This window comes from Pedobacter terrae (genome assembly GCF_036946585.1).
In the GTDB taxonomy this organism is placed as follows: domain Bacteria; phylum Bacteroidota; class Bacteroidia; order Sphingobacteriales; family Sphingobacteriaceae; genus Pedobacter; species Pedobacter terrae_C.
In genome coordinates, this window is sequence record NZ_JAQIIV010000002.1 from 441,388 (window position 1) to 460,872 (window position 19,485).

General features: G+C 38.0%; 19 protein-coding genes. 16 read left to right on the top strand and 3 right to left on the bottom strand.

Features of this window, described 5'->3' with window-relative positions; genetic code table 11:
- The 10 genes from PGN18_RS04450 (at position 1) to PGN18_RS04495 (ending at position 7,111) form a co-directional block, all read left to right on the top strand.
- A complete protein-coding gene (locus tag PGN18_RS04450; RefSeq protein ID WP_335318150.1) occupies positions 1-381 on the top strand; it encodes a hypothetical protein in 381 nt (126 codons plus the stop codon).
- A 7-nt stretch (positions 382-388) separates the two neighbouring features.
- Positions 389-1,129 (top strand): conjugal transfer protein TraI, encoded by a 741-nt coding sequence (locus tag PGN18_RS04455; protein ID WP_335318151.1) that lies wholly within the window; start codon positions 389-391, stop codon positions 1,127-1,129.
- Positions 1,130-1,157: 28 nt separating this feature from the next.
- On the top strand, positions 1,158-1,766 hold the full coding sequence (locus PGN18_RS04460) for a hypothetical protein (protein ID WP_335318152.1): 609 nt from the start codon (positions 1,158-1,160) through the stop codon (positions 1,764-1,766).
- A complete protein-coding gene (locus PGN18_RS04465; RefSeq protein WP_335318153.1) occupies positions 1,750-2,388 on the top strand; it encodes a TerB family tellurite resistance protein in 639 nt (212 codons plus the stop codon). The genes PGN18_RS04460 and PGN18_RS04465 overlap by 17 nt, the downstream gene beginning before the upstream one ends.
- A gap of 7 nt (positions 2,389-2,395) precedes the next feature.
- Complete coding sequence (traJ, locus tag PGN18_RS04470; protein WP_335318154.1) at positions 2,396-3,622, top strand: conjugative transposon protein TraJ; 1,227 nt, start codon at positions 2,396-2,398, stop codon at positions 3,620-3,622.
- Positions 3,623-3,628: 6 nt separating this feature from the next.
- Positions 3,629-4,243 carry a conjugative transposon protein TraK gene (gene traK, locus PGN18_RS04475; RefSeq protein ID WP_335318155.1) on the top strand — a complete coding sequence of 205 codons (615 nt, stop codon included), beginning with the start codon at positions 3,629-3,631 and terminating at the stop codon, positions 4,241-4,243.
- Positions 4,240-4,455: a hypothetical protein gene (locus PGN18_RS04480; protein WP_335318156.1), complete on the top strand. Its 216-nt coding sequence runs from the start codon at positions 4,240-4,242 to the stop codon at positions 4,453-4,455. Before traK ends, PGN18_RS04480 begins: the two co-directional genes overlap by 4 nt.
- Positions 4,456-4,474: 19 nt before the next feature.
- Positions 4,475-5,536: a conjugative transposon protein TraM gene (gene traM, locus PGN18_RS04485; RefSeq protein ID WP_335318157.1), complete on the top strand. Its 1,062-nt coding sequence runs from the start codon at positions 4,475-4,477 to the stop codon at positions 5,534-5,536.
- Positions 5,537-5,558: 22 nt separating this feature from the next.
- Positions 5,559-6,869 (top strand): hypothetical protein, encoded by a 1,311-nt coding sequence (locus tag PGN18_RS04490; protein WP_335318158.1) that lies wholly within the window; start codon positions 5,559-5,561, stop codon positions 6,867-6,869.
- A gap of 65 nt (positions 6,870-6,934) precedes the next feature.
- A complete protein-coding gene (locus PGN18_RS04495) occupies positions 6,935-7,111 on the top strand; it encodes a histone H1 (RefSeq protein ID WP_335318159.1) in 177 nt (58 codons plus the stop codon).
- A 26-nt stretch (positions 7,112-7,137) separates the two neighbouring features.
- Here PGN18_RS04495 and PGN18_RS04500 read toward each other — a convergent pair whose 3' ends face one another.
- Both PGN18_RS04500 and PGN18_RS04505 read right to left on the bottom strand, forming a co-directional pair.
- Positions 7,138-8,841 (bottom strand): hypothetical protein, encoded by a 1,704-nt coding sequence (locus tag PGN18_RS04500; protein WP_335318160.1) that lies wholly within the window; start codon positions 8,839-8,841, stop codon positions 7,138-7,140.
- Positions 8,822-10,771 (bottom strand): hypothetical protein, encoded by a 1,950-nt coding sequence (locus PGN18_RS04505; protein WP_335318161.1) that lies wholly within the window; start codon positions 10,769-10,771, stop codon positions 8,822-8,824. The genes PGN18_RS04500 and PGN18_RS04505 overlap by 20 nt, the downstream gene beginning before the upstream one ends.
- 388 nt (positions 10,772-11,159) lie before the next feature.
- Here PGN18_RS04505 and PGN18_RS04510 point away from each other — a divergent pair, with 388 nt between their 5' ends.
- The 6 genes from PGN18_RS04510 to PGN18_RS04535 all read left to right on the top strand — a co-directional run bounded on the left by PGN18_RS04510 (position 11,160) and on the right by PGN18_RS04535 (position 17,773).
- Positions 11,160-11,699: a hypothetical protein gene (locus PGN18_RS04510; protein ID WP_335318162.1), complete on the top strand. Its 540-nt coding sequence runs from the start codon at positions 11,160-11,162 to the stop codon at positions 11,697-11,699.
- A gap of 186 nt (positions 11,700-11,885) precedes the next feature.
- Positions 11,886-12,092 (top strand): hypothetical protein, encoded by a 207-nt coding sequence (locus PGN18_RS04515; protein WP_335318163.1) that lies wholly within the window; start codon positions 11,886-11,888, stop codon positions 12,090-12,092.
- Positions 12,070-13,131 carry a DUF932 domain-containing protein gene (locus PGN18_RS04520; protein ID WP_335318164.1) on the top strand — a complete coding sequence of 354 codons (1,062 nt, stop codon included), beginning with the start codon at positions 12,070-12,072 and terminating at the stop codon, positions 13,129-13,131. Before PGN18_RS04515 ends, PGN18_RS04520 begins: the two co-directional genes overlap by 23 nt.
- 223 nt (positions 13,132-13,354) lie before the next feature.
- On the top strand, positions 13,355-15,253 hold the full coding sequence (locus tag PGN18_RS04525) for a Piwi domain-containing protein (RefSeq protein WP_335318165.1): 1,899 nt from the start codon (positions 13,355-13,357) through the stop codon (positions 15,251-15,253).
- Between the two features lie 9 nt (positions 15,254-15,262).
- Positions 15,263-16,321 (top strand): SIR2 family protein, encoded by a 1,059-nt coding sequence (locus tag PGN18_RS04530; protein WP_335318166.1) that lies wholly within the window; start codon positions 15,263-15,265, stop codon positions 16,319-16,321.
- A gap of 24 nt (positions 16,322-16,345) precedes the next feature.
- On the top strand, positions 16,346-17,773 hold the full coding sequence (locus PGN18_RS04535; RefSeq protein ID WP_335318167.1) for a hypothetical protein: 1,428 nt from the start codon (positions 16,346-16,348) through the stop codon (positions 17,771-17,773).
- A gap of 283 nt (positions 17,774-18,056) precedes the next feature.
- On the opposite strand, the gene PGN18_RS04540 is transcribed toward PGN18_RS04535, so the two are convergent.
- Complete coding sequence (locus PGN18_RS04540) at positions 18,057-19,352, bottom strand: site-specific integrase (RefSeq protein WP_335318168.1); 1,296 nt, start codon at positions 19,350-19,352, stop codon at positions 18,057-18,059.
- Positions 19,353-19,485: the final 133 nt, after the last annotated feature.

Genomic DNA, 19,485 nt, shown 5'->3' on the forward strand with positions numbered 1-19,485 from the left:
ATGAAAACAACGATCACCTTGGCCATCATTTTAACGTTCTGCTCGCTAGCCATCTTTATTGGTTGCAATTCGGATAGCAATAAATCTTTCATCGAAGGCAGCTATGTCAATCACGATGGCGGTAATTATAGTGTAGCCGACGATACGCTAGCCATAGAACATACCAGTGCTAACAATTACCTCATCTACCGCAGAACAGGATTCAACCTCATCAGGGATGGCGAAAAAGGTAGGCGTAAACATGAAACCGAACAATGGCAATGTACCTACGATGAACAGACCGGCGTACTTACTGAAACCAAAAAAGGAAAAACACTGACCTTTTATCCCGATAAAGGGATGCTGATGGTCGGCAGCAGGGAGTATCAAAAACTCAATTAACAGAATTATGAAATCACTATTAAAAATTTTGGGCCAGCCATTTAAGGTAAACCCAGGAGGAAGTTTTATGAAAAAATATATGATCGTCCTGCCGTTAAGCGCCATGACGCTATTTGTAGGCTTGCCCAAGGGGGCAAGTGCACAGCTGGCGGTGCTGGAAGTGATTAAGGCAGGAGTAAAAAAGGTCATCAAGGCCGTTGACCTCAAAGTACAGCGCTTGCAGAACGAGACCATTTGGCTACAGAATGCGCAGAAGGTTTTGGAAAACCAATTGTCAAAACTTAAGCTGACCGAAATTGCCGATTGGACGGAAAAGCAGAAAGAACAGTACGCAAAGTATTATGATGAATTATGGCGCATCAAATCTGCCATTGCCTATTATAAGCGGATTAAAGACCTTACCGAAAAACAGATAGCCATTGTAGATGAATACAAATGGGCATGGGGGCTGTTTCAAAAGGACAAACATTTCAAGCCCGAGGAATTGGAATACATGGGAAAAATCTACAGTGGGATTTTGGATGAGAGTATTAAAAACCTTGACCAGATTTTTTTGGTGATCAATTCTTTTAAGACCCAAATGAGCGATGCGGCAAGGCTGGAACTAATTGCAAAGGCAGCCGATGAGATGGACGGCAACTATTCGTCACTAAAGAAATTCAATGCAAGCAATATCGGCCTTTCCATCTCAAGGTCGGCCTCACTGGACGAAACCGCCAAACTGAAGGAGATTTATGGTGTCGAGTAGAATAAAGGTGCTTTTGATCGTCATAATCATGCTTTTTGTTGGGACAGGACAAGGATATTCACAAACTTGGAACGAGCTATTCCGACAGAAAAAAACCCAAAAGAAATATCTCCTACAGCAGATCGCAGCATTAGAGGTCTACACCGGTTACCTTAAGAAGGGTTATGAGATCGCGAGTTCGGGACTGCATACCATTAGGGATCTTTCAAATGGCGAATTTAGTTTGCACAATGCCTTTATCACTGGACTGAACAAGGTTAGCCCAGTGGTGAGGAACAATGTTCGGGTTGCAGAAATCATTGAAATGCAGATAGCTATTGGAAAGGCTTTTGGCAATATCAGATCGAATGTGCACCTGTCGCTTTCCAACCAGTTGTACGTTCAGGAAGTGAGGGACAACCTATGGGGGGAATGCCTAAAGGATCTGGAAGAACTGCTTTTAGTTATCACCTCTGGCAAGTTGGAAATGGACGATACACAGCGACTAAAGAGATTGGATAAGATCTATCTGTCCATGCGGAAAAAGTCATCCTTCACCCAACATTTTACCACTGAAGTTGAACAGCTGATCCTGCAAAAACAACTTGAAAAATCTGACACCGAACAATTAAGGATAAATTATGAAGTACATGAATAACATAAGGAGGCTAATTGCCATAGCGGTGCTGTCTTTGTTCTTTATGATTGGTGCCAATGCCCAATCACAGGAAGCACAGCAATTGTTGCTCAACGTAGAGAAGCTCAGCCAGCTGAAGAACATCCTCTCGGACATGAAGAAAGGGTATAAAGTCATCTCGGGCGGCTATAATACCATTAAGAATATATCGCAGGGCAACTTTTCCCTGCACGAGGTTTTCTTGGACGGTCTAATGCTGGTCAGTCCCGAGGTCAAAAAGTACAGGCGTGTTGCCGACATCATCACTTTTCAGAAAAATATTGTTTCGGAATACAAAGCGGCCTTTAAAAGGTTTCGTGCCACCGATATCTTTAATTCCGATGAACTGGACTATCTCGGACGAGTTTATGGGCAACTGTTCAGCCAGAGTATGGACAATCTAGACGAGCTGGCAATGATAATTACTTCCTCCAAACTTCGTATGAGCGATGCGGAACGTTTGGTCGCCATCGACCGCATATTTCTGGATGTCCAGGATAAACTGATGTTCCTACGTGACTTCAACACCAAAGCTACCTCTCTTTTCCTTGCAAGGGAAAAACAAAAAGCGGAACTGGTACAGCTTCGAAATCTTTATCAATAACATGATTATGGAAAATTTAAAATCTAAGAGAATTCTGATAGTATTGCTTGGCATACTTGTCTTTCCGATGGTCTCCAATGCGCAGGAACTGGCAGGAAAAATTGGTGGACTGCACGCAGTACTGGAAAAGGTATACGATGAAATGATACCGCTCTGTTCGGGACTTATCGCCGTCGCGCGTGGTATTGCTGGATTTGGTGCGCTTTGGTATATCGCCAGTCGCGTATGGCGCCAGATTGCATCCGCCGAGCCCATCGACTTCTATCCGTTATTGCGACCCTTTGCCCTTGGACTTGCCATCGTCCTTTTTCCCGCCCTGCTCTCGGTGTTCAATGGGATGCTTCAGCCCACCGTTTCGGCTACGGGTGCGATGGTAAAAGATAGTAATCTTGTAATCAAGGAACTTCTTAAACGCAAGGAAGCCGAACTTAAAAAGTCGGTCAAATGGAAAATGTACGTTGGCGAGGACGGCGGCGGTTCAAGGAGTGAATGGTACAAATATTCACATCCTAAAGACCCCAACGGCAGTGACGAGGGCTGGGTGGAGGCCATCGGCAATGACATTAAATTCTGGGCAGACCGTCAGGATTTCAAGATGCGCCATAGCTTCAAGCAATTCATGAACGAACTTTTGGAACTGGTCTATCAGACAGCAGCACTCTGTATCAACACGCTTCGCACGTTCTTTCTCATCGTACTGGCCATACTCGGGCCTCTGGTATTGGGCTTTGCCGTATTTGATGGATTGCAACATACGCTTTCGGTATGGGTAGCAAGGTATATCAACATTTTTCTGTGGCTGCCGATTGCCAACATCTTCGGGGCAATACTAGGCAAGATACAGCAGAACATGATCAAACTAGATATCAATGAAGTGGCACATAATGGTGATACCTTCTTTTCAAGTCAGGACACCGCCTACATGATATTTATGCTGATCGGTATCGTGGGCTACTTCTGTGTACCAACGGTTGCCAATTATGTAGTGCATGCCGGAGGTGGTAATTCGGTGTTGACCAAGGTGAATAGCATGGCTGGAGGGATGGGAAATTGGGGAAGCAGTACAGGTTCAATGGCAGGTGGACTTGCCGCAAGTGGTGCCAAGCGTGCGGGACTTGCGATAAGTGGAATGGTGTCCGATGCGTACGGTGACGGCAAAAGGCAAATGGGTGGAATGGCCGAAACTTCAGGACAAGATTATTTCAAAGATAAATTAAGTGGCGACTCTAAATAGTATATTATGTTTACACAGTTTAAAAATATCGATACCGCCTTTAGGCATATCAAGAGGTTCAGCCTGTTTCTCATTGTGGCATGTGTACTTCTATCCGGCTTTTCAATCTATAAGAGCACAGAACTGGTCAGCGAAATGCAGTCAAAGGTTTACATCTTGGCTAATGGGAAGGCGATCGAGGCGTTCAGTACCACGCGGAAGGACAACCTGCCTGTAGAGCTCCGTGACCATATTAAAACCTTCCACAACTATTTCTTTTCGCTCGATCCCGATGATAAAGTCATTAACAGAAACATTGCAAATGCTCTATATCTAGCAGATGAAAGCGCCAAAAAAATGAGCGACAACCTTAAGGAACAGGGCTATTATAACAATATCATATCTGCCAATATTTCACAGGAAATTGAGGTGGACAGTATTAGCCTAGACATCGGCCAATATCCATTCTATTTCAGATGCTATGCGACACAGAGGCTCATACGTTCTAGTTCAGTGATGCAGAAAATATTGATCACCAAGGGCTACGTAAGGAACGTATCAAGGTCGGATAATAATCCACACGGCTTTCTTATCCAAAGGTGGGAAACATTGAAAAATATCGATAAACCTTCTAGACCATGAAATTATTCGGAAAGAAAAAGAACGGGGAAACAAATGAAAAGTTAACCGACCATATTGCTCGCTATCTAGAAAAAAGACAGCGCAGACTTGCCGATTGGCTGAACATCAAAACCAACGATGTTCCCAGAAAATCGGTGATGTATGGTTTAATCGTCTTTTGTACAATAGCCACAAGTTATCTGCTGTACATTATGATTAATGCATTCAGTTAAAATCAAAAAACATATTGAAATGAACAAAAAAACTAAAAAAGACTGGCGAAAGTCGCTATTATTCCTTCCGCTATTGATCGTACCATTGTTGGTACTCGGTTTCTATATGCTCCGAAAGCAAAAAGAAAATGGAGCATCATCAACGAGTACGAAAGGTATCAATACCCGATTACCAGATGCCAGTTTCTCTGCAGATACACCAAAGACCAAGGCCGACTATTATGCACAGGCAGACCGTGATCAAAAGAAAAATGAGCAGGGCATTGCGGTTATCGCTGGACAGTTGGGTTTTGATGTAGATAGAAGTTCTGCAAGTGTCAATGGCATTGAGCAGACCCAGCAGATCAATGCAAAGCTTGAAGCGCTCCATAAGGAAATCAATCGCCCGGAAGCAAATTTTGGCAAGCCAGCCTATCAACCAAAATCACCACCTACTTCAATGAAATCAGATGTAGATCGATTGGAGGCTTTAATGAAAACGATGCAGGAGAACAAATCAGAAGACCCTGAAATGGCACAACTCAACGGTATGATGCAGAACATTTTGGATATCCAGCATCCAGAGCGCATTGCAGAACGTCAAAGGTCTTCCCGCTCAGTTACGCCTGACAGTCTATTCCGTGCAACGCCGGCCGCATTGGTGGACAACCAAAAAGTCGTGCAAGGTGCAACCGTAAAGATAAGGTTGCAGGACAGCCTTCGTATCGGCAATATGGTCATTCCCAAGGAGCATATTATTTTCGGGGCTTGCCGTATAGCTAACCAGCGTCTGCTTATCGATATCAGTAATATCAGATTGGGCACTTCCATTATTCCCGTAGACCTTTCGGTCTATGGTCTCGATGGCATGATCGGTATCACAGCTCCAGAGGCTGCTCTAACGGGCGCACTAAATGACGGAACCGATAATGCCGTACGTAGCGTTGGTTTTGGTTTCGACCAATCGATCGCCACACAGGTCGCTGGTGCAGGTATTGACGCGGCAAGGCAACTGATCAGCAGAAAGGTGAAGAAGATAAAAGTAAAGCTGAAAGGTGGTTATTCCATTTTGTTGCGAAACAACCAGCATAGGGCAAGATAATTTAATCCATGAAAAAGTGGCTATGTCTAGACTTGTAAAAAAACAGGAGACCGTTAATGAGCTTACTGATTTTCTGAATCAAAAGGCAAAAGAGGGTTACGAATGGGTAGTTTATGATACAGATAACCCAATAGGCTCTCCTTATGAATTAGACTTTTTTTTTGAAGAAATAGATGCCCTTGACGATGCCAGGGAATACCAGCAGATTTTCAATTGGCACGAAGCTGTACCCATAGGCAATCTGCTCTATGAACTGAAGCAACTTCAAAGAAATTGGCTATCACATCCCTATGAAAACCGAAACAGCCACTCTGATTTATCACTAAAAACAAATCATATCATGAATTTGAACAATTTGGAAGATCTCAAGAAAGAGATGAAAAAACTGGGCTTTGGAGATGCCCACATCGCGAAGATGGAAGAACATATGAGAAAAGATGAACCTTTTTTTAAGCTCCACGACACAGTTAAGGCGACGAGAGGTCAAGTGGACATCACCTTACAATTCAAGCAATCCGGACAGTCTGATTACTATTACCTGAACCGTTTGGAAGCAGTGCATAACCTTGCCAAACCTTTGGAAGAAGGCCAAAAGTATATCATCATTACCCATACACCAGAGGGAAAGGATAACGGGGTCAAGAAAATGGAGAACCTGAACGAGGCCATAAGTTATTTCAAAAAACAGAGTGGAAATGTAGAACTTGCAGTGGGAAAGAGTGCGGCGAGCAAGACCATGCTGGCCAATATGGAAAATGGCAAGATCAACTATGTGGCAAGGGATTTTGAGCGTACATTCAAATCACCACCTATGCCACAGACCTTCTGGTTGAACCATGGCGAGGGTTTCGGGCGTGAGCATGCGGCCAACCTTGTTCAGGGAAGATCGGTCTACCGTGATGATTTGCTTAATCGAGATGGCGTTCCTTACAATGCCTGGGTGCAGTTAGATACCGATAAGGCAAGAGACAGGAACGATAACCTGACCATGCGCCATTTCACCGATGCGTATGGTTTTGATGTTAAGGCGCAATTGAATGACTACAGAATTAAGGAAATGGAAGACCCAAAGACAGCGCAGAAACTAGAGAATGCACTGTTAAACGGCAATAGGCCATTGATTACTGTATTTAAGGATGGCCAAGAAAACAAGATGTTTCTGGAAACGGCAGTCCGCTATGGCAAACTGAACTTCTATCGAGAGGATGGTAAACCCGAAAAGCGTGAGCAGTTTTTAAAGGAAACGGGACTGGAAGTCAGCAATTCATTCAATAAGAAAATCGAGCAGGGCAAGCAAAAAGATGTTGCCCAAGGCCAGGGAATGACGATGTAGATCGAAAATGATATATTCGTTCTAACAAGTGTAAATAATTCATTGAACATAAAAATTTAAAAAACATGGAAAAATTCGAAAAAGTAAAAGAACTAATTGCTTCAATCGAAGCAGATGCCGACAAATTCTACAACAAGGCTAATGGTGCTGCAGGTACTAGAGTACGTAAAGGTATGCAGGACTTAAAGATTTTGGCGACCGAAATCCGTAAGGAAATAACTGAAAAGAAAAATATCAAGTAAACAGGTTGGAGCCTAACCAGAAACGGTTAGGCTTTTTCATTTAAGGTTACAGCCTCATCCTCCAAGAATTGACGCCAATAATGTGGAAATATATAAGTTCTATAGTGTCTCGAAGCTATTAGGCCAATCGCCCAAATGCCCTGCTTTATGAAACCAAACTCTTTTTCATTGGCATTGTTTGAATATTCTTTAAAAATGGTATTGCAGAATTCTTCAAAATCATTGGGTAACTTAATGCCTGATAATGCATAGCCTGATTCTAAAGTGGCATATTTTGTATATAGCATTTCCTCCGTATTTTCTTCAGGAAACCATAACAGCAAATCCATTTCTGATAAGAGTTGGTCTTTTAATAGTTTATACATATTATAAAGCCCTTTATCTCTTAATACTGCAGTCCATTCGATAAGTACCGTAAAAAGATTACTCGCCTGATAATCGTACTCCATCCGCTTATCTATATCTACTTCGAGCTCAGCGATAACTTTTCTATGGTTACTGAATTCGGGGAAAATATTCGAGAATATCTTCCCCTCTCCAATTTGCTGGTTATACAGTCTTAGGAGAGTTTTTATATCATTTTTACGATCAAGTTTATATAGGAAAATAAACGCAAGACAAATTTCTATGTGTTGGTCATCGGCACGGGGACTGTATATAATAGGATTATTGTTAAACGTGCAAATTATTGTGTCTGCTATCTCTAGGCTGCTTTTCTTTAATTCATCCACGAACTGTGAAATATTCTCAATTTTATATATTATCTCGTGCATTTGAAGAATCGATAGACCGCACATAGATAATATGCCCACCTGCTCATATATTGTATAATTATAAGTCAGCGAATCATTCGCACTTCTGCTAAACCCATCTTTTATATGCCCGATGAAGCCAATTTTCTTGTAATAGCTAAGATATGTTTCTAAAACAATATTATAACCAGCTATGATCGCATGGATATATTCCTTTTCGGAGTCAAATGGCGAAAGTTCATGCCAAAGCCTAAGAATATATTTTTCAGAACATTTAATAGCATGTTTTAGATTGTTGGCTTCCGCACTATACTTTATAATTATTGCAACGATTAAATGAAGTTCTTTTAATAGTTTTAACTTGGCTTTTTTCGAACTAGCAAGTTTAAACTGATCAAATATTGTTTCCAATAGCTTAGTATAATCAGCTAAATCATAAAAGGGATTTTCGAGGTGAATGATTGTCTTTCTGATCAATGACCTTACTTCATTCGAAAAGCCATGCTCATTGAGCAATTTGTTCTGGAAATTATTGACAAGAAAGTCTATTTCCCATAGTGCATATTCAAATCCTGGATTTGCATCGGCATATCCACGCCAATTTTGTTGGACACTTTGCTTGAGTGTACCATTAAATGCAACGACGATTTTGACCGGCAATTTTTTGTGTTGAGACGCTAGATTATTCCTGACAAAAACTGTCCTGATTTCATCGATTGACTGTTGAACACTATTTTGGTGGACATTCCAGTTCTGGCGATCTAAATCACCCTGTTTAACTGTAATTAAAAACACTTTTTTCTTATTGCCATCTTCAAAGTCCTTTCCTACAGCGTATATATCTACACCATATTGTCTGCCTTTTTCTGGACTTGAAAATATTTCTATTTGATAAGCCCTTAGAATATCCTGTATTAATTTGTCGAGCTCTCCGTCTTCTTTTAAAGAGTTAATGTATTCAGTTAATATCAATCTCATCTCGTTTCATTCTTTGATATGTTCTACGCATAGTTTCTTGATAAATTGGATTTAACCTTTCACCTGAAGGAAATTCCATACTTGTTTTAAAATATCCTAACGATTTCGGTGCATGTATAGAATCATCATCTTGTCTGATTGCCCATCTATGGGAGTGTACAGGTGTATTCTTGAATAGAGCTGCGAAACCCGTCTTACCAATATCCTTTGACTTTTCTGCGAAATGACTTTGGGTATAAAATTGTATGTGCTGAACGAGCCTACTATCTGGATAGAGTTCAGGAAGATCCTTTATTATTCCCAAGTCTTTGAAATATTGGTAATAGCTTTTATCTAGGTCATCGTAGAATTTCAGCAAATGTGATGGTAGCTCCTTCGCTTTTAAGATATCCTTGATTGTGTCTAATGACGTTCTATAATTATAGATTACATAGTTATAAAAGAACCTAAAAAGATTATCGATAAGGATTGTCTCAGATTGTTCGACGTACTCTACCAAAGAGAACATCAAAGATTGCAAGTGATCTTTGGAGTATATGAAGCCAATTATCTTAATTGCTATATACAACTTGTCCCTTAATGCTAGGCTACGGAAAATCGTAGCATTGATCTTAAAATCGGAAGGTGAAATTTCATTTATGGTACAAAGCTTCAATAAGGCCCAGTGGATATTTGTTACATCAGAATTTAACCATTGTGTAAGTTTGGCACTAAATAAATCCTTGTCAGCAATGACCAGTTCATGCCAATGATCAGTAAGGAAAGATTTTGGCCCTAAAAGTTCATACCTTGCTTCAATAAGTTCGTAGGCAAACTTAATATCCTTTTCGATTAGAGAATAAAATAGGTTGTTTAAAATCCCAAGATTTTTTTCGTCATCTATTTTAACAATGTTGAAAAGGATTTTACGGAACCAATCACTATCGATATCACTGTCCAGATTATTCAGTAGAAAATGTATAAGGGCATTTGTGTCCTCCTGGGATACTGATGTAGCTGATAGCTTGATTAAGTAATCGAGTATGTCTTCGGACTTGAAGTTTTTTATGGAGTACAACTGTACGCATTCGGCTGATGAAATGTTACCTGTAGCAAGAGTGTTATCTATTTCCTGTTTAAGTTCTTCTTGACAAGATTGTTCAGTTGGACATGCTACTCCAAGAGCATATAATATTTTAAAAGCTTTACCTTTAGGGTATTGCTTCGAGAGCAACTTAAACCACTTCTCAAAATCAGTCCTTGATACAATCATCCCACGCAAAAAACTTAGGAGAAATACACTCGCACTTTCAATTGAAATAATTGTCTCGATATTATTTTCAACCTCACGCTTAAACAGTCCATCGAGTTCCATTTTCAAAATGATGTTCTTGCCAACCCTTGGTACTCCATAATCATTTGGATGTTTAGTTACGATTGATGTGAGATATTCTAATACAGTTTCAAAGCTTACTTTGCAGTTTAATATACTATGATCCAAAAGATTGATTTCATTCCATGCCCACGTCGAAGATTTTACATAGTCGTTCCAAGAATGTTTTTTGAAATAATCTTGGTATATAACGACTTTATAATACCCGCTCCAATCACCTAATATGCTCTTCAGCATAGGGAAGTCATTGACAAAATTTTTCACAGCTTCCAGACTTTCCGGATTGTTCTTGCCATTTGCTAAATAGTAATGGATGAAAACGAATTGTACAAGAAATAATGAGATACTTGATGACCCATGTAATAGTTTCTTGTCGGTTATATTTTGATCAATTAGAACATACAACTCTGTTTGATTGACAAATCCATCAGTAATGTCTTTAAAATTACCTGTTGTCAAAATCTCTCCAAGTTTTTCATGTATTTCAGCCCAGTTTTGATTTAGCTCTTCAACGGCGTTTAGTGATTGATCTATTTTCTCGAATTCTTCTTTTGACATGTACTTTAATTATTGATTAAAGATAGTCAAAATTTCCCTCAACCTTTTTGTTTCAAAATTTCTGAACAATCCGCTAGCCTGGTCAAGACCAAGCCCTTTGGGTTTGCTCGAAAAAAATCTTCCCTGCTCGCTGCGCTCACGAGGTTTTTTTTTCGGCAAAGTCTTGCCTGCCTATTGGATTGTATCAAGTGAGGGCTTTTAACAAAAAGGCAGGAGGCTTCAGCCGACACCATTTTTAAAAGGAGAAAACCCATGAGCAGAACCAATGGCAGAAGCCCACCCACCCAACTAGCAGCCTATACAGTCAGAGTACAGGACGCGAAGAGAACCGCCCTTTTGGGGCAGATAGTAGAAATATTTATTGAACATAAACTAAAAATTAGAAATCATGAAAACAACAGTAATCGGAAGCGGAAAAGACAACGCAGCAACAACAGTTAACAAATCGACAGAAAAAGGGGCAATCCGTCCTAACCTGCCTTTAAAGGATGCGGAAAAAAAAGAGGTTAAGGAAGATCCAAAGGGCGAAGCCGTAACCGTGAAACCTACCGAAACCAAGACCGAAGCACCAAAGGCAGGGCCGACAAAAACAGAATTGAGGGAGCAATTGCAGGAGCAGAAGCCACAACTTAATTTGGATGCCACTATCAAATTTGCGTTGGAACTGAACCGCCGTATCAATCAAAGAGGCAAGTTGTTAGAGACGATTAGCACATTGGAAAAGTTCGAGGTAATGCAAAAAGATGATGCGGACGAGACCGAGAGTAACCACTACCAAAGATGCGAATTGACGATTGAGGATGACAAGGGAAGGGAATTTACAACAAAGAACCCTTTTATCATCAATGCAGTTGCAGCGATGGTAAATAAACTATGCATCGACAAGCTTGCTGAAATCGAGGGGGATATTCATTTCCCAATCAATTAACCAATGACCGCCTCCAAATCGGGGGCGGTTAATTTCTTAATCAAATTAATAAATCATGCTTGAAGCATTTATAGAATTTTTAGACCACTTGTACTGGACTGGCTACGGCTTAGAATTCGAGGAGGAAAACCCGAATGCTTTTTATCAGCAACTCGACAAGTTCAAGAAACAACATATCCAAAAACGATGAAATACGAAACGATTTTTATCATGGTACGTGTGGCAGTCCACGCAGACCTTAAACAGCTATCAGATATCGTACACGAGGTAGAGACCCAATCGAAAATGACCCTTAGCGATACGGCAAATATCAATGTACTGGAAACGGAGATTTTATTATCAAGGGTTAGGAACATTAAAAATATCAATCATGGCACACAACATAAATTATAATAGCAAGACCGAAAAGCATAGCTTTTTTAGTGTGAAGCAAAAAGCGTGGCACAGTCTGGGCACGATCATAGAGGACTATCCGACAAGCGCGGAAGCCATCAAACACGCAGGTTTAAACTATACGGTCGAAAAACGTAGGTTGTTTACAGTTGACAACGGACAGCCAAACGAGGACGAACCCGATTTTTTGGTACATTCGGAAATAGAAGTCCCGGACTATTTTGCCACCGTCCGCATCGATACCGAGCAGGTTTTGGGCGTAGTCGGTAGAGATTACGAAGTGGTACAGAATGTGGACGCCTTTTCGTTCTTTGATAGTATCGTTGGCGGTGGAAATGGGATTATGTACGAGACCGCGGGAGCATTAGGTAAGGGGGAGCGGATTTTTATAACGGCAAAATTGCCCGAATTTATCAAGGTGGGAAGAAATGATGTAATTGAACAATATTTGTTTTTGACCACTTCGCACGATGGTTTTGGAAGTATAAACGCTTCTTTTACACCAATTAGGATTTGTTGCCAAAATACGTTGAATGCCGGATTGCGAAACCAAAAAGGGGCGATAAAAATACGACATACCGCAAGCGCACACGAACGGTTGAAACAGGCACACCAACTGTTAGGCATCACCAACCAATTGGGTGGAGAAATGGAGCAGATTTTTAACCAGTGGGCAAAGGTCAAGATTACCGATAAGCAGGTTAAGAAGTTGGTGCAAATGGCTATGGCGCCAAATAAAGAAATATTGGAAAATCTAAAGAAAGGCAAGATTGACGAGTTTTCAACTCTGTTTACCAATACCGTAGACAAGGTTTTGGAATATGCCGAGACTAGCCCGACACAGCAGTTCGAGACCACGAAGGGAACTTTGTTTGGTGCTTACAATTCCGTTACTGGATATTTTCAGAACGTAAAAAATTACAAGACCGACGAAGCAAAATTTAATTCGATTATGTCTGGAAATGCATTGGGAAAGGCGCAAGCAACATTTGATTTGTGCAATGGTTTTGCGAGGATTGGCGTAAATGCGTTGAATTAATCCATTTTCTACACTTAATTAGGCACTAAGGGCAGATTGCTCTTAGTGCTTTGATTATGCCCAAAATTTCGGGCGGCCCTTGCGGGCATCAATATATTTTAAGTTGTGTAAAAATTCATTTGTTGAAAAGAGTAGTGATGTAAAATTTTGAAATCTTTTTATATTGCATTTTATTATTCGATAATTTTTTTCAAATAATAAATTATAAAAAGACATTTTTGGGATGGCTCAAATAAGATTAAATTTTCTCGCTCTCAGTGACAGTTCTTTTAGCTTCACAGTTTTTCGTAAACCAAAAGATGTTGGTGAGAAGCTTGATAAAACACAGATGGCTTACTCATTCACTAATGAGGAAACCCAATTGCGGTGCAATTATATAATATCATTCTCTAGCGACCAAAATTTTGAACCTTATAAAGTTTCATCACACGATTTCATTGGATTAACAAAGAAATTCTTGCTTTTAAGATTGCTTTCTTCTATAAGTAATTCTTCCAATACCTATAAATTTTATCATTACAAGTCTTTTACTGACGAACAAATAGAATTTGTACTGGAAGAGTTTGCTGAAGGAAATAGAATTATAGTTTTAACACCTTATTATTTGGAGGAGCAGAATAAATTTGGTTTTTTGATAGATTTTAAATTTGCTAAAAATAAAGATGTTGTTTTCAATAAGCATGTTCAACGATTAAGTTTGAGTTTAGATGATAATTTCAGAAGTAATAAAAATTACTATTCTGATAAATATCATATTATTCAAAATTTTATTTCAAATTCCTATCCCAGTTGGGCAAGAATCCAAATTGGTAATGATTTGCCATTAGAAATATCTAATCAACTAACAGAAGTGCCTAGTTTCCTGCTTGGCAAAAAAGAATATCTTTTTAATATAAACAACGCCGCGTATTCTCAATTCCAAGGTTTAAGGAATTATGGGCCTTTTAAAAAGATTGATCAGGATGTTTTATTTGTCTTTATTTTTGAAACTAGATTTAAGTCTTTTGCAAATCAATTGTATCTAAGCTTATTAGGTAAGCTTAATCCAGGTACTTTCTCCGGTTTCGAGTCAATGTTTAAACTTAAATTCGGATTAAGTAACGTCAAGCAAATAAGTTTGAATTCAAATGATCAAAATGAGTTGAAAAATGTTGCTCAAACAGTAAAAAATTTAGCCTTTGGTTATGAAAAAGTAATAGGAATATTCGTTGAGGATCATGATGAAGAGAATAAAATCACCACATCTCCAAACTATTATTATCTAAAGTATAATTTTATTAAGGAAGATATTCCATTGCAGGTTGTCAATTATAGAACCTTGGGCGAGAAGAATTCCTTAAAGTGGTCTACATCAAATGTTGCACTTGCAATCTTTTCAAAATTGGGTGGCATACCTTGGATTGTTAAACCTAGCAACACAAATTGTCTTATTTTAGGTATTGGTAGTTCACATAAAATAGATCATGAAACCGGAGAAGTTTCAAAATATTTTGCCTATTCTGTGTGTTTAGATTCAAGTGGTCTATACAAAAGCTTAGAGGTTTTAGCCGATGAAACAGAACACTCTCATTATCTAGAAAAACTTCAAAGTAATCTTGTGAACTTATTAAATTCAGGTAAGTATAGCAATTATACTTCATGTGTATTACATCTTCCTTTCAAAATTAAACATAGAGAAATCGAAGCACTCACAAAAGCATTGGCACAAGTTTCTTCCATGGAATTTATCGTTATAAAAATAAACTTAGATAATAAGTTTTTTGGTTATAGTACTCACAATACTTATGTTCCTTATGAAAGCAGTTTTATCAAGCTTTCTAGAAATGAATACTTAGTTTGGTTTGAGGGATTATTGTATGGAAAGGAAATTGTAGATAAGAGAATGGGTAACCCGGTACATATTCAGTTTTTAAATCTTCCCGGAACTAAATCTTTTGACGAACGTAAATATCTTCAGGATGTTTTAAATCTATCAGGTGCTAATTGGCGTGGATTCAATGCCAAGTCAATACCAATTTCTATATACTATTCTCAAATTATTGCAAAATATACAAAGGCTTTTGAAACACTTGACAGTTACGATGAAAGTATTTTGTCAAATGAACGACCTTGGTTTTTATAAATAGATAAAATGGAAATAAAAGGGGAAGATTTAATATTTCTTTTTGGGGCAGGTGCTAGTCTCGAGGCTGGAATACCAATTTCCAATAAAATGGTTGAAGAAATTGAAGAATTGATAACTAAAGATGATGACTGGAAACCTTTTAAGGATCTTTATTTTTATTTAAGAAGCAGTATCCAGTATTCGGATGGCATCATGGGCAAATTTAACGAACCATTCAATGTAGAAAGACTTCTTGTTGTTATTTCTCAGATAGAAGAACGTGAACGTAACATTATGTATCCTTTCATTGGAACGTGGAACATAAGATTATTAGATCTTGCAGGATTGAATTTTGAAAACGTTACCAAATTCAAGAAAATAATAAGAAAGCAATTAAATGAGTGGGTTGGCCTAAGAAATTACGACAATGCAAATTATTTTACTTCATTTAGTGCTCTGGCAAGTGAGATAGGAACTTTAATAAAGGCATTCACATTAAATTATGACCTTTGCTTTGAAACAGTGGTAGGTAGGGAAAAGGAGATAGAATTGGGTTTTACAAAAGGTACAAATGAATGGCACTATTCAAATTTTGAAAACTACCACGACAAAAGTTATAATCTCTATAAACTTCATGGTTCAATTGACTGGTATATTGATGTAGGAAATAAATTGATGAAAAGCGAACGTCAAGAACAGAATCCAGAGCTTATTTTCGGTATTCAACATAAGATGACCTCAGTTGATCCCTATTTTTATTATTCATCTAAGTTGAGGGAAGCATGCTTGAATGAAGCTAAATTGATTGTCGTTATCGGATATTCTTATGCAGATGATTATGTTAATAATATATTCTCGCAAGCATTAAATTCGAGAACAGAGCTTAGAATTTTGAACATAAGTCCATTATTTGGAAAAAAATCTACTGTCGAAGCCTCCAATGAAATATCAGCAACTTTAAAATTACGGGATTCTAATCAAATTATTTCTGAAGATGCAACAGCAAAAACATTCTTAACCGAAATTATGACAAAAGATTTCCTTGCTAGTAAACTTGCTGAGCCTGACGATGTTCCTTTTACCTAAACTTGTAAATAAACGCTAAAATATATGGGAGATTTATCCAAACTTGAAAATTCTGAAATTGCCGCGGGCATTAAAGAAAAAAATATTGTAGGTCTTTTAGATGCGATAGGACTGCCCTCGGATAACATTATTGCTACTGATGAAGCGAGAGCAATAATTAATAAAAACCTTCCTGAATTGATTTTTAATCTTCCTGATGAAGTAAAACACGACGCAAGATATTTGTCTAAATATGTCGTTGGTGCAGGTTTCGGTTTGTTTGATTACTCGCTAAATGCAATATGGAATGAGGTTACTTTAGCACTACGTAAAAAAGCTATTGCTTATGGTTTAGATATGTTTTATGATGCTGCAGTTGGTGCTAATATAAGAGCTTCTTATGCAACAGAGGAAGACCTTAGTGGAATTAAAGATCGTACTCTTCTAGATGCTAGTAAAAAGCTTGAGCTAATTGGTGATACTACCTATAAGAAGCTTTGCCACATACTCGATATGAGAAATGATATCGGTATATCTCACCCAACGAATGCCGTTATAAATGCTTACGAATTGCTTGGTTGGTTGACAACTTGTGTAAAAGAAGTACTGCATGATCAACCGTCTGATAGGGCTATCCAAATTAAGGGCTTCGTAGATAATTTCAAAAATCATGCTGTAGTATTAGATCAAAATACCCTTGACAGCGTAATACCTGAATTAAATAAGCTTAATTCGCATCAATGCAGTCGAATATTACAAACTTTTTTTGGGCTGTACATTGATTCGCAAACAACTACAACATTAAGGAAAAATATATCTCTGTTAGCACCCACATTGTGGTCAAATTCAAATGAAGCTTTGAAGAGAAAGTTAGGTATTACACTTCAAGGCTATAAAACAAACCTTCACGTATATAAATTAGAAAAAGCCAGTGAATTTTTTGATTTAGTTCAAGGAAATAATTTCCTGCCAAAGTCAGAGGTTATATCAGCTTTAAGTGGATTAGTTGATGACTTAGAATCTGCTCATTCTGGATATGATAATTATTATTATGAATATCCTATTATTACAAAAATCATGACTTTTATTGATTCTCCAAAGGATCTTCCAGTTGAAATAGCAGAAGAGCTAATTGATATAATAACTAGATGTAGGATTGGTAGAGGCTATAACTACGAAAACGGAGTTTCTCCAAAAAGCAAGCCGTTATATGAAAAATTTTTTAGTTTAATGCGAGAAGATTTTCTTCCAGCTTTTTTTGCCCTCATAACAAAGATCAAAGTGAGAACTAAGCTCAGAAATAGTATTTCAATAAATCAATTTATGCAAATATTAAAGCAGCTACGAAGTACTGCAGTAACACCAAAATACCAAGAGGTTTTGGATTACCTCATTACCAATATTCCAAAAGATTCAGAAGCAATGATGACTTCGGAATACAAAAAAATTACAGGAAGTTTTATCACTTGGTAATACTTCAACACATATTTTGAAATAATCTTTAATCACTTTTGAATAACTTTTATACGACTTATCATAATAAAGTTGAATATCATATTTATCAACTTTTTAGTTCTAAAACAATCTTGTCAAGGTATGTACTACTTTGACAAGACTTAAATTTAGATGCAAATTATATGAACTTTTTTTTCTTTAAATCTTCAATTATAGGCTCTAAGAGCAATTGAAAGCAATTTAAATGTTCAAAGTATTCCTCATAAGGGGTGCCAAAAAGATCATGCCATGATATTAACTTTTAATGGGAGAAACGCTTAAGTTTACCTCTATCATCAAATATTAGGCATTTTACTTCGTTCATCTTTTTTCCAATCCGACTTTTCTTGATTCTTGCATATCTCTGAGTCGTTCGGATATTTTTATGACCTAGCATTTTGCTCACGTCTTCCAAAGGAAATTGAAGTACATTCAGCATCATATCTGCAAAAGTATGACGTGCAAGGTGGCTGTTCAACGGCCTTCCAATACCACATAAATCGGAAAGTTCCTTCAGATAAGAATTGTACCTTAAATTACTGTTAATGGGTATTAAACGGTTATGTATCTTGCAATATGGCGCTTTTTCGTATTTTTGAATCAACTCATCGACAATCGGTAAAACGGGAACCATTTCTATTACCTTTGTTTTCCCACGCTCTTTCACAAGCCATTTTTCTTTATCTGATCCCACATATATAATATGGTCTTTGCTGAGGCTATAGATATCTTGATAGGCAAAACCTGTGAAGCATTGGAAAATAAATGCATCTCTGACCTTTATTAGACGATCAATTGTAAGTTTCTTACGCCATAACTTTTCAACCTCAGAGATTTCAAGAGGTATTATTTCTGGATCTTCCGAACCACACTTGAATTTTTCAATAGGATTTTTTAATAACCATTGATTTGCTTCAGCTATATTCAATATCTGTTTTAGGTTCTTAATCTGCTTCATCGCAGCAGCATCTCCTAATGTTGGGCATCTTTTTAAGACAAGATAGTTATAAAGTTTTTGGGCAAAAGAGTATTCAACATCTGATAAATCCATATCATTTACCTTAAATTCTACCTGTAGAAATTCTAAAATCTTATTCTTGGTGGCCTTCCATTGTTTCAAGGTCTCTTTTGACCTCAAGGACTTCTCTACTAGCCTTTCAAATTCCTTGATATGGAAATCGACCAATTCCAATAATGAGGACACCTTGTCCAGATTATGCGACTTTATCTGTCCGTGGCTTTCAATCGTAATATTTTTGTATGAATTTTTTAACATTGTTGGAGTAATATATTCATACTTGGTTTTTAAAACTGTAAAGTTGACTTCCAAAACACTGGATATACGATTAAGTTCGGAATTAATCTTCTTTGCATTTTCCAATCTAACGACTTTCTTCAACTGGACGTCCCAATTGTTGATATGGACTTTTTGCCCAGTCGAAAATTCAGCGTCTTTGCCATCAATAGTAATTCTACAAATGATAGGGGCATAATCTTTTAAGTCCGCTTTTGATTTGCGGTGCCAGAACAGGATTTTTAGGGTTTGGTTACTTCTCATTTCTCAATCTTTTAGTAAAACATGTTGTTTCAGATTGTCCTTCAAATGTTATTCAAGATATTCTTGATAACTGGTGCCCAAATTTACCTAATGCATTTGGGCACCAAAATGGGCACCAGTTGTATTGGATTAT

What these genes read in the sequence shown, in the direction of transcription:
- PGN18_RS04500 (WP_335318160.1), bottom strand. Translation starts at nt 8,841, where the DNA reads ATGAGATTGATATTAACTGAATACATTAACTCTTTAAAAGAAGACGGA.
- traK (WP_335318155.1), top strand. Translation starts at nt 3,629, where the DNA reads ATGTTTACACAGTTTAAAAATATCGATACCGCCTTTAGGCATATCAAG.
- PGN18_RS04480 (WP_335318156.1), top strand. Translation starts at nt 4,240, where the DNA reads ATGAAATTATTCGGAAAGAAAAAGAACGGGGAAACAAATGAAAAGTTA.
- PGN18_RS04515 (WP_335318163.1), top strand. Translation starts at nt 11,886, where the DNA reads ATGAAATACGAAACGATTTTTATCATGGTACGTGTGGCAGTCCACGCA.
- PGN18_RS04535 (WP_335318167.1), top strand. Translation starts at nt 16,346, where the DNA reads ATGGGAGATTTATCCAAACTTGAAAATTCTGAAATTGCCGCGGGCATT.
- PGN18_RS04510 (WP_335318162.1), top strand. Translation starts at nt 11,160, where the DNA reads ATGAAAACAACAGTAATCGGAAGCGGAAAAGACAACGCAGCAACAACA.
- PGN18_RS04505 (WP_335318161.1), bottom strand. Translation starts at nt 10,771, where the DNA reads ATGTCAAAAGAAGAATTCGAGAAAATAGATCAATCACTAAACGCCGTT.
- PGN18_RS04490 (WP_335318158.1), top strand. Translation starts at nt 5,559, where the DNA reads ATGTCTAGACTTGTAAAAAAACAGGAGACCGTTAATGAGCTTACTGAT.
- PGN18_RS04525 (WP_335318165.1), top strand. Translation starts at nt 13,355, where the DNA reads ATGGCTCAAATAAGATTAAATTTTCTCGCTCTCAGTGACAGTTCTTTT.
- traM (WP_335318157.1), top strand. Translation starts at nt 4,475, where the DNA reads ATGAACAAAAAAACTAAAAAAGACTGGCGAAAGTCGCTATTATTCCTT.
- PGN18_RS04465 (WP_335318153.1), top strand. Translation starts at nt 1,750, where the DNA reads ATGAAGTACATGAATAACATAAGGAGGCTAATTGCCATAGCGGTGCTG.
- PGN18_RS04495 (WP_335318159.1), top strand. Translation starts at nt 6,935, where the DNA reads ATGGAAAAATTCGAAAAAGTAAAAGAACTAATTGCTTCAATCGAAGCA.
- traJ (WP_335318154.1), top strand. Translation starts at nt 2,396, where the DNA reads ATGGAAAATTTAAAATCTAAGAGAATTCTGATAGTATTGCTTGGCATA.
- PGN18_RS04540 (WP_335318168.1), bottom strand. Translation starts at nt 19,352, where the DNA reads ATGAGAAGTAACCAAACCCTAAAAATCCTGTTCTGGCACCGCAAATCA.
- PGN18_RS04450 (WP_335318150.1), top strand. Translation starts at nt 1, where the DNA reads ATGAAAACAACGATCACCTTGGCCATCATTTTAACGTTCTGCTCGCTA.
- PGN18_RS04530 (WP_335318166.1), top strand. Translation starts at nt 15,263, where the DNA reads ATGGAAATAAAAGGGGAAGATTTAATATTTCTTTTTGGGGCAGGTGCT.
- PGN18_RS04520 (WP_335318164.1), top strand. Translation starts at nt 12,070, where the DNA reads ATGGCACACAACATAAATTATAATAGCAAGACCGAAAAGCATAGCTTT.
- PGN18_RS04460 (WP_335318152.1), top strand. Translation starts at nt 1,158, where the DNA reads ATGCTTTTTGTTGGGACAGGACAAGGATATTCACAAACTTGGAACGAG.
- PGN18_RS04455 (WP_335318151.1), top strand. Translation starts at nt 389, where the DNA reads ATGAAATCACTATTAAAAATTTTGGGCCAGCCATTTAAGGTAAACCCA.